This is a genomic window from Neobacillus sp. FSL H8-0543 (genome assembly GCF_038592905.1).
In the GTDB taxonomy this organism is placed as follows: Bacteria; Bacillota; Bacilli; order Bacillales; family Cytobacillaceae; genus Neobacillus.
In genome coordinates this window covers 2,907,077-2,923,407 of sequence record NZ_CP151943.1, presented here as the reverse complement: position 1 = coordinate 2,923,407, position 16,331 = coordinate 2,907,077, and the positions used below count along the sequence as shown (strand labels likewise).

Annotated in this window: 18 protein-coding genes and 1 pseudogene; 4 read left to right on the top strand and 15 right to left on the bottom strand. The window is 38.7% G+C overall.

Annotation, left to right across the window (positions count from 1 at the left end; all coding sequences use genetic code 11):
* Nucleotides 1-17: 17 nt before the first annotated feature.
* The 8 genes from cutD to NSS81_RS14365 all read right to left on the bottom strand — a co-directional run bounded on the left by cutD (nt 18) and on the right by NSS81_RS14365 (nt 8,463).
* Nucleotides 18-971 carry a choline TMA-lyase-activating enzyme gene (cutD, locus tag NSS81_RS14400; RefSeq protein ID WP_342429376.1) on the bottom strand — a complete coding sequence of 318 codons (954 nt, stop codon included), beginning with the start codon at nt 969-971 and terminating at the stop codon, nt 18-20.
* Nucleotides 972-1,076: 105 nt separating this feature from the next.
* Nucleotides 1,077-3,617, bottom strand: a complete 2,541-nt coding sequence (gene cutC / locus NSS81_RS14395; protein WP_342429375.1) for a choline trimethylamine-lyase — start codon at nt 3,615-3,617, stop codon at nt 1,077-1,079.
* A 33-nt stretch (nt 3,618-3,650) separates the two neighbouring features.
* Nucleotides 3,651-5,138 (bottom strand): aldehyde dehydrogenase family protein, encoded by a 1,488-nt coding sequence (locus NSS81_RS14390; protein WP_342429374.1) that lies wholly within the window; start codon nt 5,136-5,138, stop codon nt 3,651-3,653.
* A gap of 30 nt (nt 5,139-5,168) precedes the next feature.
* Nucleotides 5,169-5,468, bottom strand: coding sequence for a BMC domain-containing protein (locus NSS81_RS14385; RefSeq protein ID WP_342429373.1), 300 nt, complete (start codon nt 5,466-5,468; stop codon nt 5,169-5,171).
* Between the two features lie 25 nt (nt 5,469-5,493).
* Nucleotides 5,494-5,790 (bottom strand): BMC domain-containing protein, encoded by a 297-nt coding sequence (locus NSS81_RS14380; RefSeq protein WP_342429372.1) that lies wholly within the window; start codon nt 5,788-5,790, stop codon nt 5,494-5,496.
* 45 nt (nt 5,791-5,835) lie between these two features.
* Nucleotides 5,836-6,102: a hypothetical protein gene (locus tag NSS81_RS14375; protein WP_342429371.1), complete on the bottom strand. Its 267-nt coding sequence runs from the start codon at nt 6,100-6,102 to the stop codon at nt 5,836-5,838.
* A gap of 30 nt (nt 6,103-6,132) precedes the next feature.
* Complete coding sequence (locus tag NSS81_RS14370; protein ID WP_342429370.1) at nt 6,133-7,251, bottom strand: EamA family transporter; 1,119 nt, start codon at nt 7,249-7,251, stop codon at nt 6,133-6,135.
* Nucleotides 7,252-7,548: 297 nt separating this feature from the next.
* Nucleotides 7,549-8,463, bottom strand: a complete 915-nt coding sequence (locus tag NSS81_RS14365; protein ID WP_342429369.1) for a phosphotransferase — start codon at nt 8,461-8,463, stop codon at nt 7,549-7,551.
* Between the two features lie 231 nt (nt 8,464-8,694).
* Between NSS81_RS14365 and NSS81_RS14360 the strand changes: the two genes are divergently transcribed.
* From NSS81_RS14360 to NSS81_RS14350, 3 genes are all read left to right on the top strand, one after another.
* Complete coding sequence (locus tag NSS81_RS14360; RefSeq protein WP_342429368.1) at nt 8,695-9,849, top strand: 1-propanol dehydrogenase PduQ; 1,155 nt, start codon at nt 8,695-8,697, stop codon at nt 9,847-9,849.
* Between the two features lie 188 nt (nt 9,850-10,037).
* Nucleotides 10,038-11,231 carry a histidine kinase gene (locus NSS81_RS14355; protein WP_342429367.1) on the top strand — a complete coding sequence of 398 codons (1,194 nt, stop codon included), beginning with the start codon at nt 10,038-10,040 and terminating at the stop codon, nt 11,229-11,231.
* A 2-nt stretch (nt 11,232-11,233) separates the two neighbouring features.
* Nucleotides 11,234-12,010, top strand: coding sequence for a response regulator (locus tag NSS81_RS14350; RefSeq protein ID WP_342429366.1), 777 nt, complete (start codon nt 11,234-11,236; stop codon nt 12,008-12,010).
* A 468-nt stretch (nt 12,011-12,478) separates the two neighbouring features.
* On the opposite strand, the gene NSS81_RS14345 is transcribed toward NSS81_RS14350, so the two are convergent.
* From NSS81_RS14345 to NSS81_RS14320, 6 genes are all read right to left on the bottom strand, one after another.
* Nucleotides 12,479-13,186, bottom strand: coding sequence for a SprT family zinc-dependent metalloprotease (locus NSS81_RS14345; RefSeq protein WP_342429365.1), 708 nt, complete (start codon nt 13,184-13,186; stop codon nt 12,479-12,481).
* Between the two features lie 57 nt (nt 13,187-13,243).
* Complete coding sequence (locus tag NSS81_RS14340; protein WP_342429364.1) at nt 13,244-13,615, bottom strand: MmcQ/YjbR family DNA-binding protein; 372 nt, start codon at nt 13,613-13,615, stop codon at nt 13,244-13,246.
* Between the two features lie 24 nt (nt 13,616-13,639).
* A complete protein-coding gene (locus NSS81_RS14335; RefSeq protein ID WP_342429363.1) occupies nt 13,640-14,035 on the bottom strand; it encodes a VOC family protein in 396 nt (131 codons plus the stop codon).
* Between the two features lie 246 nt (nt 14,036-14,281).
* Nucleotides 14,282-14,704 carry an Hsp20 family protein gene (locus tag NSS81_RS14330; protein ID WP_342429362.1) on the bottom strand — a complete coding sequence of 141 codons (423 nt, stop codon included), beginning with the start codon at nt 14,702-14,704 and terminating at the stop codon, nt 14,282-14,284.
* Nucleotides 14,705-14,715: 11 nt separating this feature from the next.
* Nucleotides 14,716-14,958, bottom strand: a complete 243-nt coding sequence (locus NSS81_RS14325) for a spore germination protein (protein WP_342429361.1) — start codon at nt 14,956-14,958, stop codon at nt 14,716-14,718.
* 19 nt (nt 14,959-14,977) lie between these two features.
* A complete protein-coding gene (locus NSS81_RS14320; protein WP_342429360.1) occupies nt 14,978-15,244 on the bottom strand; it encodes a spore germination protein in 267 nt (88 codons plus the stop codon).
* A 289-nt stretch (nt 15,245-15,533) separates the two neighbouring features.
* Here NSS81_RS14320 and NSS81_RS14315 point away from each other — a divergent pair.
* Nucleotides 15,534-15,608: pseudogene (locus tag NSS81_RS14315) on the top strand (YjcZ family sporulation protein); the annotation flags it as partial.
* A gap of 110 nt (nt 15,609-15,718) precedes the next feature.
* Here NSS81_RS14315 and NSS81_RS14310 read toward each other — a convergent pair.
* Nucleotides 15,719-16,327, bottom strand: coding sequence for a nucleotidyltransferase family protein (locus tag NSS81_RS14310; protein WP_342429359.1), 609 nt, complete (start codon nt 16,325-16,327; stop codon nt 15,719-15,721).
* Nucleotides 16,328-16,331 lie beyond the last annotated feature (4 nt).

Sequence of the window (16,331 nt, the reverse complement as noted above, 5' to 3'; positions counted from 1 at the left end):
TTCCCCCAGGAACTCTATCAATGGTTGATAACGGTAACGGGGATGTCGTGTTGCTTAAACCAACTCTCGATCCTTTTCATTTCATCACTATTTAGGCTTGGGTCCCCTGTTATCGGGTACTCCATTCCTAATTGGTTGTATTTATTTACTCCAAATTTATGGTAAGGAAGTAAATCTACCCCTTTAAAATTCTTATAATCCTTGTAAGGAAGCAGGAATTGGGTAACGCCTTCAATGGCCTCCTGGCTATCATTTAAACCTTTTAATAAAGGCATTCTGATTTTCACGTTATACCGGCGGCTAAGAAGTTCTTTCAAATTATTCAAAATAAGTTCATTCCGAACTCCAGTCAATTCAAAATGCCGCTCTGATTGAATGTGCTTGATATCATAAAGGAACAGGTCAGTAAACTCGGCCACTTTAAGGACAGCCTCAAGTTTGGCATAACCGCTTGTTTCAATCGCTGTATTAATTCCTTCTTTTTTACAAACCATTAGCAGATTTGCAGCAGCCTCAGGCTGCATTAACACTTCACCACCGCCAAGGGTAATACCCCCGCCAGACATATCGTAAAAAATCCTATCCTCTTCAACGATTTCGTAAAGTTCCGAAATCGTTTTGGTCCCGCCTACGATCGATAATGCCTGCTCATGACAAACCTCTGTACACTTTTTGCAGCCTGTACAATCAATGCTGCGAATAACTTCATGTTTAAAGGTTTCATTTGAAATTTGGTGGATTCCAACCGGGCAGACTGGAACACAGGCACCACAATCTTTACAGGCACTTTTTTTAAACATGACTTGATATTTTCGTTCTAGGCCTTCAGGATTTGCACACCACTTACAACGTAATGGACATCCTTTAAAAAACACAATCGTTCTGATCCCCGGACCATCGAACATATTATACTTTTGTATATTGGAAATAAATGCCTTTCTTTCAATCAATGCAATTTTTGGATTGCCCATACTGTTCAATCTCCTGTTTGGTTCATCTTTTAATCAAGTGATTTTGCTGCTTGCTAGGGAAGCATTAGTTTTGGCAAGCAGCAAAAATTAAAATTAAAATTAAAATTAAAAACTGGTTAGTACTGTTCTGCTAATTATTTCATCTTGAACATCCTTACAAAGCTCAACGAAGAATGCACTGTATCCTGCAACACGAACAATTAAATCACGATATTGTTCTGGATGCTTCTGTGCGTCAATCAAGGTTTTGTTATCTAGATAGTTAAACTGCATTTCTCCATTACCAAGGACCGAAGCTGTACGTAAGAGTGTAATAATACCTTCTTCTCCTTCAGGAGTATCAAGTAAGCCTGCCATAAGCTTAAAGTTATGAACCATACCAATGTTCATACTGTCGGCTGCCATTTTCGAGATAGACTTGATAATAGCAGTCGGACCTTTTACATCAGCCCCCTGAGTCGGACTAATACCATCCGAGAGCGGCAGCCACGCGTGACGACCGTTAGCAGATGCACCGGTCAATTGTCCGAATGGAGTATTGTTTGAAATGGATAAAGTACCATGACTTAATACGGAATATAAGGTTTTGTATCTCCGGTGATCCATTTCTGTAAAGTTAACTAATTCAGCCGCAATTAAATCTGCATAGTCATCATCATTGCCATACTTAGGTGCATTAAGGCAGTCTGTTCTAATCTGTTCATAGCCGACAAAGTCAGCTTTTAACGCTTCATTTAGCTGCTTTAGAGTATATTTCTTTTCCTCAAAAACTAATTTCTTAATAGCGGCCATTGAGTCTGTATAGGTAGCCAACCCAGACCAGATAACTCCAGGTCCGAAGTTGTACATGGCTCCACCTGCAGATACGTCTTTCCCGCTTTCCATACAGCCTTCATACATAATTGACATTAGAGGCTTTGGAGCCATATCTCGATGAACGCGCTGAGAAATTACCGTTGCCACACTTGACCATTTGGTAATATATTTTATCTGCTCTTTAACAGCAGAATCGAACTCTTCATAGGTTTTAAATTGGCTCAAGTCTCCCATATTCGGAGTTACCTGCTTACCAAACCAAAGTGGAACACCGTGGTTTAGAACCAATTCAATGGCGATTGGCCATTGGGTATAAGCCGTTGAAGTCCACTGATATAGACGTCCTGACTTCTGCGGTTCCACACAGCCCATTAAGCAATAGTCTCTTGCATCTTCAATCGAAACACCTTTTGCGAGCATTATTTTTATGTGAGCATCATCGAAATGACATGCTGGGAACCCCATACCTGAACGGATAACTTCAACAATTTTTTTCAAGTATTTTTGCGGTGATTTGTTATGAATCCTTGTAGCAAGTGATGGTTGATAGATCTTAACAAGGCGAACGGCATCCATTAGCAAGTAGGTAAGGTCGTTTGTAGCATCACGACCGTCACGGGTCACGCCGCCCACACACATATTGACAAATGGCTGATACCCAGCGAAGAACTTAGACCCGCCCTCACTTGTAATCCACATCATTTCAGACATTTTGATCAGCATACAACCAGCCAGTTCAAATGCTTCATAGTCCGTCATTCGTCCTGCTTCCATGTCTGCCTTATAGAATGGATACATATATTGGTCAACTCGACCAATTGACATACCTGTTTGGTTTTCTTCCACGACAAGTAGCGATTCAATTGTCCATACAGATTGAATGGCTTCCCAGAAAGTACGAGGCTTATGCGCCGGTACATGCGCATTCACTTCAGCAATCTTTAATAATTCAGCCTTACGTTTAGGATTGCTTTCCTTTGCAGCCAGTTCAGCAGCATAAGCAGCTAAACGTTTGGCATAAATCATTACCCCTTCGGTCGTATCAATAATAGATTTATAGAAATAGATCTTTTCAATATCATCAGGATTTTGGTAATCCAGCTTTTCAAGATGATCCCGTGCCTCCTGCTGAATATCAAGCATCCCTTTTTTCATTAAGATGACATCATATCCTGGGTTGGAGTCACCGCCGCCATTTAAGGCATGGTAAGAACAGTCTGAAACAAACGACTCCCCAGAAAGCGTCCAAACACCAGCTTCTCTGTACTGGTCTTCACAGTATTCATCGATGGATTTTCCTTTCCAGAAAGGAAACAGTTCTTCTCGCATGATTTTTTTGTCTTCATCAGAAATATAGAATGGGTCCTGAGGACGTTTTCCAATCGTATCAATTTCGTCCTCCATCCATCTCCATGCAATATCAGGTGAAAACGCTCCAGCACGAGGTGCTCCGTTTGGCGCTCCAACAATCAACTCATTATCCTGAATAACTAACGGTGCCGTCTCGCAACAATAACGGAAACACTTAGCACGCAGCATAATCTTAGGCATGCCAGGGTTTTCTTTCGCAATCTTAGTAATTGCTCTAGCACGGTACGTCGTAATTGAAGGAACATGTGTTAAATAGTTTTCCTTTAACTTCTTTAAACGTTCCGTCATTCCCTCAGGAATCCCGTCACCATGTTCTGTGTACTCGGAATAATGTTGAGGTTCTTCATTTGAAAAATTCTTTGAAACTCCTTCAAATATTTTAATTAACGATGCTCGTTCTTCAGCAGACATGTTTTTGGTTGCTTCTGCTAACTTTATTGAAAAATCGCGAATATCCAAAATTACTTCCCTCTCATTCTTGTAGAATTTCTATCATAGTGTTTCAATTGCATTTTTTAAAATACGCTTCAGCATCTCTATGTCTTCCAGCTTATAGTTCGTAGACTGTGTGCTGCCATCTGTTGTTTGTACTCTCTCATGTAGCCCTCCATTGGTAATATCTTCAGTCCTTCGAACCCCATATCCCACTTTTCGGATATAGATTAGGTTCATAGGTGAAACATTATCAGTGGTTATCCCTACACCTGTAGATCCGCTGCCGAGTGTCATAGCAGGGAATAAATTAGTCGTCGCACCCATACTTCCAAAAGTAGCAGGGGTGTTCACAAGGACTCTGGCTACAGGTTTTTTCAAGGCAAATTGGCGAATGACCTCTTCATCCTTTGAATGAATAACAAGAGTATGACCGTTCCTCTCACTAATCAACAGCTCAATGCACTTTTCACAAGCATTCATCCAATCGTCTTCTATGTAATAGGCCAAAACGGGACAAAGCTTTTCTTTCGAATAAGGATTATTTTCGGATACATATTTTTGCTCTGAAATCAGCAGGACCACATGATCTGGTACATGAAAACCAGCACGCTTAGCTAATTGTGGTGCAGATTTACCAACCATTTCCCCATTCGTGCTGCCGTCCGAATGGAAAAAGAAAGCCCCCAACTTTTCTGATTCTTCTTCAGACATAAAATAAGTGCCATGATCCTTAAAGATTTGTTTTACTTCTGCTCCGATACAGCGATCTACAACAACCGAGTGTTCCGCTGCAGATACCACACCGTTATCAAAGGTTTTACTTGCAATAATATCCCGCACCGCCTGCTTTAAATCAGCACTCCGTTCAATAAATGCAGGTCCATTGCCATTTCCTCCATAGATAACAGGCTTTCCAGTTTGGTTTGTTGCTTTAAGCATACTTGGTACACCTGTGTTCATAATCAAGGATGTGGCATCATGGTTCATTAATTCCACTGTTCCGGCATGGGTTACTATATGCAAGTAGGACAGTGCTCCCTCCGGCAACCCATAGCCTTCTGCTGCTCGAATCATAATATCCAGCGCCTTGCCAATAGTATGCCTCGCTCTAGGATGTGGCGAGAAGATAATCGCATTACCAGACTTAATGGCGATCAATGCCTTGTATATCGTGGTAGAAACTGGGCTGGTTGCAGGGCATAATGCTGTAATCACACCGATAGGTACGCCAATGTCCATTGTCTTGTTTTGAACATCCTCGCTAATGATGCCTACACAAGTCATTCCTCTAAGTCTATTAATCAGCTGTTCACAAACAAATTGGTTTTTTACAAGTTTATCCTGCCAGTTACCGTAATCCGTTTCATCACTGGACATCACGGCGAGTTCACGTATATGTTTATATATTTCTTCTGCCATGCGTTCAACGATCTCATCCAGTTTTTTCTGGGGAAAAGCCGCGAGCATTTTTTGTGCTTCACGAGCATTTTCCACAAGAATTCGTGCTTCTTGGATGGAGAGCAAATCATTATCAATAATATTCATTTCTGACTCTCCTTTTCATTCCAATCCAATTTAAAGCAAGTTATCAATTGAATAACGAGCAATAATTTTTTCAATATCTGAATGCGGTCTTGCAATAACAACTGAACTATATACAGAAGAACCCATATCTTCCACAGCTTTTACACCTGTTTCTACAGCCGTTTTGCAGGCAACAACATCTCCTTGAACCAACACAGAAATATATCCGGAAGCTACATTTTCAAAGCCAATCAGTTCAACATCTGCGGCTTTGCACATTGCATCTGCAGCCTCTAAAATATAAACAATGCCAAATGTTTCTATTAACCCTAAAGCTTCGTATCTATTCATCTTTAGTTAGTCCTTTATCTTATTTTTATTTATCAATGTCATATATTGAAACGATATCGCCTATACTTCTAATCGGACGCGGCATAACATTATGTGCCGTCAACTTACCGATTGCCGCGGCAGCCTCAGCCCCTGCTTCCACCGCTGCTCGTACAGCAGCCACATCACCCTTGACCATAACCGTCACAAGTGTGGACCCTACATTCTCATAGGATACTAGTTCAACATTCGCAGCCTTCAGCATTTTATCAGCCGCCTCAATTGCAGGAACCATACCTACTGTTTCAACCAGCCCTAATGCTTCATCGCCATGATACCTCACCCAAAAATCCCCCCTAAGGTTGAAGAATAGTTAAAAGACAGTTCCTTAATCTTGAATATATTTATTAATGGTATCTCTACCTTCTTGATGTGCATGATAGTAAATTCTTAAAGCACCTGATGGATCCATTTCATACTTTTTCTCTTCTAATAGACCATTCGCTTCGGCTGTCATTAATGCAGATATGACATCCTTTCGGTTAAGCGCTTTAAAATTTCCATACTCGCCTTTTAACGCTGCCATAACGTCTTCTGCACAAGCTTCCTCCACTTTTGTAAGATGCTTTAAAATAGCATAATTAAGCGGTTTCATAAAATTCCTCCCTTATTTAACAATAGAATTTTATACGGCCTTCTTTTGATCCATTGGCCCTTGGCTGCCTTTTTTCTTAAACAAGTCCATAGGATTCATTGCGATTACCAGGATACCAAATACCATAATCACTGCACCAATCCAAACGATAGGAGGTAATCCCCAACCTTCCATACCAGCGAATACACCAAGAATTAACCAGCAGCAGAATGGTCCCCAGAATGAATAAGTGCCATTACAAGCCATTCCCAGTGCAGCACCACACATACTATTACCCTTATACCAACACATATAGGAAACAAATGCGCAGAACCCAGCAATAGCAAACCAGATCATCGCCGAACCACTTGTAAATGCCTGGCCAATTAAATCAGTTGAAAGCATAAGATCGCCAGACAAGATTGCAAAAACAGGAACTAATATAATTAGGTTTGAAAGTCCTGAGATGACCTGACGAATTGTAATTCCAATCTCGGAATCAATCATCGACGTACCATAACCTGCTACACAACCTTCAAAGCCCCAGCCAAGTGCGGCTATAAAAGCAATGCTAATACCTAATAACATACCCTCTGGAGCATCCCCGCCAAGGCTTGTGCTGCCAATCATGAAGCTGGCAATTACACATATGGCAACACCTAACATCATCCGTTTCGTTAATTGTTGTTTGAATAACAATCTTCCAAGAACAGCACCAATTGCCGGACAAAGTGCCGTAATTGGAATAACGATCGATCCTGCCATTTGTAGACCCACAACATAAGCAGTACTTGAAATCGGACCACCTACTAGCGCAGCCAATATCATAATGCGACCTGGTTTCGTATTAAGTGTTCGAAAGAAATCACCGAGCTTCCCTTTTACACCGACATTCAATAGTGCCCAGCCTGCACTACAAGTGTCATTTACTGCGCTACCAAGTGCACCTAGTAAGTAGGTAATGACAAAAGCAGATAAAGCGGCCTTGTTTACACCGTACCAATCAACCCAAACTCCTTTTGACATCCCCAATGTCATAAATGCTGAATAAAATCCGTACATAAGACCTGAGAATAATGCAATAATAATACCCTTTTTAAAAAATTGTGAGGATAACTTGCTTTTTGCCTCAAACGCAGCAGCATTGACTCCTACAGTCAATTCACTCATACACAAACTCCCTTTCTTATAATAAATATTAAATAGGCATTCTATTATCTTGTCGCACAGTTTCATAATAGCTGAACAAAAGATTTTTTTATGGCATTTACTGGACTATTTTAGTGTAGAAAATCCTTCTTTTTTTTGATCTTCTTGAACAATCGTTACTTTATTCCATTACTAATATCATATTTATAGTTTCAATGGGGTTAAGGTTGATTTCCGCTACAGGCACTCCGCTTTCCGCAAAAAAACGCCTTGATTTTTTCTCAAGACGCTGTTTTTCTTCTATTAAATTGTATTTATCTAGATCTTTACCATTTCTGCTATTGTACAATCTGTTAATGCAGGGAGTGATTTAATATTTTTTCGGAAGCGTTCGTATCTAAAGTGACAGTAGTCGAGGAAGTCCTCTCCATTGTAGTGTCTAATCAATGCCCATACCGTCCATAATAAATCCTGGACCAGCATATAGCATTTTATCTTGACTACTTCCTCTATGGTCGGCAGCTGGCCAAAATAGTATACCAAAAGTAAATCAATAGCTTCTTCGTTCAGTTTAGATTCAAGGATATACGCAGCCACATCCCAACAAGGGTCATTCATTCCTGAATACTCCCAGTCGATTAAATAGGCCCGGCCGAGATCATTAATGATAAAGTTTTCGGGCACTGTGTCGTTATGACATGGGCGAGTAACACTAGTTGTAATATTTTCATTCACAAAATCTACTAATTTTATTTTCAGTGTATCATAGTCAAAGAAAAAATCACCGGTAAGCTCTTTAACAATCTGTTCATACTTATTCAATTCACTTTGCCAGTCAAAGGTATTAGGAAAATGAATAGGGCCTGAATGGACCTTTTTCATTAAAGTAGAAACCGCTCTTAGGTTTGCAGGACTGCACGGGTCTGAAAGAGCAATATTCTTGGCATTTTTAATGAAGGTGCTGATTTTGATCCCGCTAACCTCATCGAAATAAACACATTCTGAATTAATCCCTAATTTCGAGGTAATCGTATTGTTGAGATGTTCCACTTTTCTGTCGATGATTTGGTCTGTCATCCCGCCAGGCTGCCGGATGACATATTCTAATCCCTGGATGTTCATAATATAGTTGTAATTAGTTAGACCGCCAGCAAAACGGGATTTATCGTAAATAATGCTCTCATCATTGAAAACGAGACGTAATTTTTTCTGTATTATTTCTTCCATATTCATTAAAAACCCACCCCGTTTACAATATTTGTATAACTATTATTTTAGTCTATTTCTAGTAAAATTACAGTATCAATCTTCAATTGACTTAAATAAATAACTATTATTCAATAAAGATGAGAAAGTGCAATATTCCATTTCAATAGAATAAGAAAATGCTACATATTTATGACAAATCTTCAATGTTTTGATTATTTTATATGATATTCTTTGGAGAGAAATAGCAGGTTTAGAATGGAGGTAACCATCATCGAAGATCAATTTATTTTAAAAACAAAAGTTTTTTTTAATAATCAATCCTTACAGTATTTAAAAAAGATTACTGGGTCTCGTGCTCTCATTGTCTCAGATTCTATTATGGAAACATTGGGGTATCTTCAAGAAGTCATCGATTACTTACAAGAATCAGGCATCACTTCAACCGTTTTTACAGGTGTGCGTCCTGATCCAGATGTCTCAATAATCGCAGATGGTTTAAAGCTATATAGGGAAAGTGGTGCAGATGTGCTGGTTGCAATTGGCGGAGGGTCAGCCATTGATACCGCCAAAGGAATTCTATACTTTGAGAGAAAGTTCGAAAGCACTGAAGGGAAGGAAATGCCAAAACCGCTCTTTATCGCGATTCCCTCTACAAGCGGAACTGGCTCAGAAGTCACTGACTTTTCTGTCATTACCTCTGAAGGTGAAAAGGTTGTCATCATCGATGAATTTATCGCTCCTGACATCGCGATCCTTGACTCTACTTGTATTCAACATGTTCCCCAACGGGTTGTGGCAGATACGGGCATAGATGTTTTGGTTCATGCCATCGAGGCTTATGTTTCGACAAAAGCCACAGACTTTACGGACGCTCTTTGTGAAAAATCAATCAAACTGATTTTTGAAAATCTCGAGACTTTTTTCAAGGACTCAAAGAACACACAAGCCAGGGATCGCGTGTTGAATGCTTCCTGTATAGCAGGAATGGCGTTTACAAATACAGGTCTAGGTATTAATCATAGCCTTGCACATGCCTTTGGAGGGACATTTCATATCTCTCACGGTCGCTCGAATGCACTTCTTCTTGATGCGGTGATTGAATTTAATGCGAACTTAGGTGGGAGTGCGGACGGTTATGCTGCCGATCGATATGCAAAACTGGCTGAGGTATTAAAACTTCCGGCTAGGACACGTCGTGAGGGAACAGTTAATTTCATGTTGGCACTTAAGAGGTTGAAAAAGTCACTGAAAGTCGAAGACAACATCAGGTCCCTAGGAATTAATCAGTCTGAATTTGAAGACGCACTGGAGCAATTGGCTGAAACGGCTTTGCTCGATCGCTGTACCCCTACTAATCCTAGACAGCCTTCAAAACAAGATTTAATACGAATCTATCAAAAATGCTATTAAAAAAAACAGAGTGTAGCCTCCCGTTACTAAGGACAACGGGAGGCTTATTTGTGTACGGACACTAGTTTGTCACTTAAAGTGCATAGAAGCCTGTGTTAAAATGACAAGGAAAGCCTTTTCAGGTTTATTTATATATATCCTTTTATTTTTTTTTGCCTATCACAAGTATGCAAAGAAGGTGCACTTAGATGAATACTACTGAAAATCCTCTAAATAAATTAAATGCCTCCAATGTCTATGCACGTTTTAGTGGGATTCTGTCGCTATCAAATATTCCCTTATTTTTGGTTGATACAAATGGCTCTATTTTACTAGAGTTAATTCCCTCCCCGGACTTTTGTACGCATATCTGCAGGAAAAGCGGAGACCAGATATGCTCCGACTACACAAGTCGAATTCAAACAGAAGAAGTAGGCTGCTTTGTTTGTCGCTATGGGCTCGAAAACATACTATTGCCTATTAAAGTACAGGATGAGACCTTGGGATATATTGCCGGTATGCAAGTATATTCTCAGGAAACAGAATATCAAAAATTTATGATTGATATTCAATCTCTAAAAAACGAAACAAATGCCGAGTTGGAATTTATTGCGAAATCTATATCCTCACTGAAAACAGTAGAACCAAATAAAATGAAACTACATGAACAATTATGCAGTCATATTGCCAAAAATATTTCAATTGATTTGTCTGAAAGTGTTAATTATGTCAATTCAGCTGTGGAAAGGTTTTCGATTGAGAAGGAAATTCTCGAAAAAAAGATTATCGACCTTGAAGCGAAAAACATGTCTCTCGTCATCAATCCACACTTTTTGTTCAATACTCTGAACAGCATTGCCCGAATTGCCTATTTTGAGCAGTCTCATACGACCGAGGAACTGATCTACTGCCTGTCCGACTTGCTCAGGTACAATTTAAAGCAGAACGATCAACTTCACACCATCGCTTCTGAAATAGACAACATAGAAAAGTATCTCTATATACAAAAGGTACGATTTAAAAATCGTTTGGAATATACCATTGAGATTCCGGAAAAGATTAAATCTTACAGAATTCCTAACATGATCATTCAACCTATTGTTGAAAATGCTCTTATTCACGGTATCACTCCAAAACGTGACGGTGGAAAAATCAGTATTTACGGAGAAGAATTTAAAAAGGAAATTATTATTTCAATTGCCGATAATGGGAACGGTTTTCCAAAGGATATCTTAGAAATAATACAGCAGGCAGAAAACAAGTCGGGGTTAGGGTTCCGAGCTACAGACAAACGTTTAAAGCAATATTATGGAGCATGCTATGGGTTGGAAATCGTAAAGTCTGACTATAGTGGCAGTACGGTAACCATTAAATTTCCCACCCAGCCTGTTGGGAGGTGTTAGCTATGAATATCGTCTTAATTGCGGAAGATGAAATTCTTGAACTAGAGTTCCTCACAATACTTGTCCAAGACATGCTACTTCCCGAGGATAAGTTAGTAACCTGCGAAAACGGAGTTCAAGCCATCCAACTTGCGAAGCAATATAAACCAAATATCATTTTCATGGATATAATGATTCCAGAAATGGATGGTCTATCGGCCATTCAGGAAATCAGGAAATTCCTGCCCAACTCTTGTATCACCATTATGTCTGCATACTCTGAATTTTCTTACGCACAAAAAGCCGTTAGTCTTAAGGTTTTCGAATACCTTTTAAAGCCTGTAAAACCAAATGTCTTAAAAGAAATCTTTCAGACTATGTTGAAATCGGCAACCAGCGATTATTCGCTTGTCGAGGAAAAACCTAAAGAAATGAGCATCGATACCAAGGAAGACCGACAATTCTTCATCGAAGAATCGGTAAAATTTATTAATGAGCATTTCAAGGAAAAATTAACATTAGAAACGGTTGCATCCAAGGTATATGTAAATCCCAAGTATTACAGCCACATGTTTAAAAAGGAAATGGGTGTCCCATTTACAGAATATATTAATCAACTGAGAATAAAATATGCCTGCAGATTGTTGGAAATAACCAATTATCAAGCATACCGGATCTCTTATGAATGCGGCTTCTCAGATCCTTCTTATTTTAACAGGGTCTTTTGTGCAAAAATGAATATGACTCCGCAAACGTATCGAAGAGTCAAAGGCACTCCCCAGAATTGCCCTGACTTTTAATAATGTATTAATTATTTTTATTCTTGGAATATGGGGACTGTTCCCTTGCCTTACTGCCTAAATTGGGGCGACATGTTTCGACCTAATTTAATCATGGAAACCTTTTATTTACGGGTGGATTGTATGGTTTTAATTAAACGTTTAATTAGCATCAAAACCTGCCAATTTGTGTAGATTACTAGTTTTTATTAATTAATATTGGTGATAGATGTCAAAGATTGAGATCAATCTTCGACAGGAATTTATCAAATAAAATAGCTTGAGTTCATTTAACAAAAGGCTTTTTGCCCACCCAATCAAACGTTTAATTAGGGAATTTTGTGTTAATCAAACGTTTGATTGGATTTGCTTCTTTTACTGTTATACTGGGATTTTATCTATTTAGAAGGAGCGAAGTTTGTCGGGAGGCGGCTATGTAATAAAGAGTGAAAAGTGCCCCTTGAGGTCCTCAGCTTTCTTGATAGAAATTTAAACCGTCATCTTCCAGCTTGATTGTGCTAACCAGTTTTCATGTTCCTTATAATCGGGCATTATTTTTCCAACAAGACGCCAGAAAGAGCGATCATGATTCAGATGGACCATATGGGACATTTCATGAACCACTACGTATTCAATCACCCTTTGCGGTGCCATAGCCAATCTCCAATTAAAGGTTAACTGCAGTCTTGAATCACAGGTCCCCCAGGTAGTTTTACTATCAGTAATACGGATAGACCGTGGTTTTGTTTTAAAGTTACTTTGATAGGAGGCGATACTCCTCTCTACTAAAGTCTTACACTTCTGGTAATAAAAACGTTTAAAAGCTTGTTGTATTTTCTCATCTTCAAGCTGTTTTACATGTACATGTAGCTTTCCTTCTGCAAACACTACACAATCTTGCGTGATATTTATATCTTTATAGATTTCAATTGGATAGTTGTTTCCTAAATATAGAAAGCTTTCACCACGATTATAGTTCTTTTTCTGTGGGCCAAGCAATCTATCCTTCTTCTCTTTTGATTTCTGCTGAATCAAATCCCATTTGTCCTCTAAAAGTTTTAGTACTGATTCATCTGGCGTCCCTTTTGGCGCCTGGACTTCAACGTTTCCATAGCTGTCTATGTAAATTGCAATGGATGGCCGCTTTTTGTATATTATATCAAACTGGATTGTCTCACCTGAGTAGGTATGTATCATTTCATCACCTGTTGGTTTTATTGATAAATAAAGAAAGACGGATTATTCCGCCCTTCTTCACTCTTTATGTAACTCATTCCATTTCTTAACGATACGTTTCGGTGCTGCACGTAAATAGGCTTCTTGAATAAGGTCGGTCAATTCATCCCAGTCTTTCTCAGCCGGATTTTGGATAGATACCCAGCCGTGATGCCCGATATATCGGGTTTTGAAAAAATGCTCTTTCTGTAGCAATAATTCTTGTGTTTCCCGGTCTGACTTGAATGACAGGCTGAATCCCTTCTCACTTTCACCTGATATCACGAATGATTTTCCATTGATTTTAAAGGTATTGTGACCAAAACCATCGATAATCTCAACAGCCTCAGGCAGTGCAAGACAGATATTGCGGACATTTTCAAGCATGCCTACAGTGTTTTGTGAATTCATATATTTATTTACCTAACTTCGATTCTATTTTGCATTCTCATCGGGTTGATGAATTCCGATTATATTGCCTTCCGTATCAATATAGTATCCTTGCCAAGCCATTCCAGGCAGGGCATATTTGGGCAATGCGACCTTGCCGCCATTCTCAATAATTTTAGCTTCCGTTAAATCGTAATCTTCCACTCCCATTGTACAAGCAAATCCATTTAAAGCTTGATTTGCTTCAGGCGAAGCACCTTGACGCTGCATCAAAGCACCATTGATCCCTGGTTCATTCTCATTGCCAGTTACTGCTCCAAAGTAAGGCATTCCTGCATATTCACTATAATCTTGAAATGACCATCCGAATACCTCCCCATAAAACTTCTTTGCCCGTTCCATATCACTCACATGAATTTCAAAATGAACTAATCTTCCCATGATTTCCTCCTTAAGATTGCGAGAATTATTATACTTCTCATTATAGGTTAAATATGGAGGCTTATTCAATTTTAATAGTATAAATTACCAAGATTGCTTAAGTCCCACGGTACAGTAATGCTTTACTCTGCAGGATGACTGACCCTAAAATAAGCAGCCTTGCTTGAAGGCTGCTTTTTCCTAGTTTGCGGATTTCATCACCATTATATAGAGATGATTCTTATTGCCACTAATTCGTGCTCTATTTCAAGTAAAATTGACAGGCTCAACATTTCGAGGGTATGAGATTTGAAGTAAACCATCATTCATTTGAATATGCAAGAGCTGCGCGTGTGTTGCTTCTGGAAGATCTATAATTCGCTCAAATTCGCCAAATATTCTTTCCCTTTTGATTTCTTTTTCAAGTGTTAAAATAGGGTGAATGATTCCACTTACTTTTAATTGTGTATATGAGATTAGGTGAAGGGAAAGATCCTCACGATTTACACCTGGTATTTCAAAAATAATAAAAGTATAGTATTCATTTTGATACATATCGAATTTTGGTTGGTACATATTTTTTTCCAAGATTTTATCAGAATATTTCTCTTCAAGTACACGAGTCCAAAAATCTGTTTTTTTGTATTCATTCGTTATTTCCAACCACTTTTTCATTTTCTCTATGTCCATTATCCTGCTCCTTATACTTGGTTGGCAATAGGCATAGAAGGATTCGCTATTTGATCCTGATCACTAATATCTGGATCAAAACTCCCTGAAGTTAAAACAGCAGATGTTGGTGAAAAATCACCCAATGAAATATTAGCTCCAACAAATTTACTATTCGCCGTATGACTGTTATGCACAGTAGGTCCAATATCTATATTCCCATTTTGATTAGCTCCATTTACTTTTATACTTAAAATATTGATCTGATATGGCATGTCAAATAACTCCTTTTATCTAAATTAGCGGTAGGGGTGGGACAGGTGTATTCATATAAGCGTTATCGGCATTTCCAATATTTGTTTGATCGTTCACATCAGGATCAATTAATATATTTTCCATGATTGCTTCTGTAGGTGATGTATCACCATAGGATGAATTGATTCCTTGGGATTTGCTATAGGCTGTTGGACTATTATAAGATGCCTCCCCTATCGTGATTGAGCCATTACCAGAAATACTATTGATTTTTAAATAATGTAAATTGATAACAACTGATGGCATTTTTTAACACCTTTCTATCCTATATCGTATCGTATCTTTTCTTCACCATATGCTCTACACTGCCTATTTGTTCCTTAGTGTCTGAAATATAAAATGTATTAAGATTGGTTTTAAAAAGGAATGGTATAGTCTGAAGGCTATAATATGAATTTTTTAATTAAATAGGCAGTAGCCCCATCTTAATTGAACAGCATTTCATATACATAACTAATACTAAAGGAGGGATATTATGTTTGGATATGGCGGGTATTGTGGTGGAGGATATGGTTACGGCTATGGCGGTTATGGTTTTAGAGGGGGATTTGCCCTAATCGTTGTTTTATTTATTCTTCTTATTATTATTGGGGCAAGTTTTTGTTATTAAAACTGGAATTTAAAACAATAGACTAAACAGGCTACTCCCAAGTGGCCTGTTTAATCATGTATAAGTATTAGTACTGATGATGATTAATAATATAAGGACAAACCTCTGCTTCATGGTTTCAATTTTAAATAGTCATCCATTGTATCTACATCCAAGAAATAATCCCCATTATCAAAATCAAATACTTTACCTTTCTCTTTGAATTCGCCATTCAGCAAATTTCTCGCACCCTTATCGCCTTGAAGACCCATTAATCTTGGAAAAATTTTTTTTGTAAATAGAACAGGCGGCCTGAGTACCCCCTGGTATTTGCAGGCAAAGAATGATTGGGAGGGATCCCTTCTAAAAGCTCTAATTAGAAAATTGATGAGGGTAGTGGTTACAAATGGTTGGTCCGCCAACTGTAAAAGGACAGCATCTGCACGCAAGTCTAAGGCCACATTTAAGCCGCTTATGATGGAATAAGCCTGCCCCTGATTGCTTTTCTTCAATTGAACAGGAGTCCATTTTTCACAATAATTGCTTAGAAAGAGATGAGGAGTAATCCATGAAAGCCTATCATCTCTTTTGGTGATAACCAATACTTGTTGAATGGAGGATTCTAACGCTGCTTTTAAAGCTAATGATCCTAATGGAATACCCCGTATATCCATTAATAACTTATTCGTACCCATTCGCCTGCTATCCCCAGCTGCAAGGTAAATTCCAAGCACCTTCATCCTT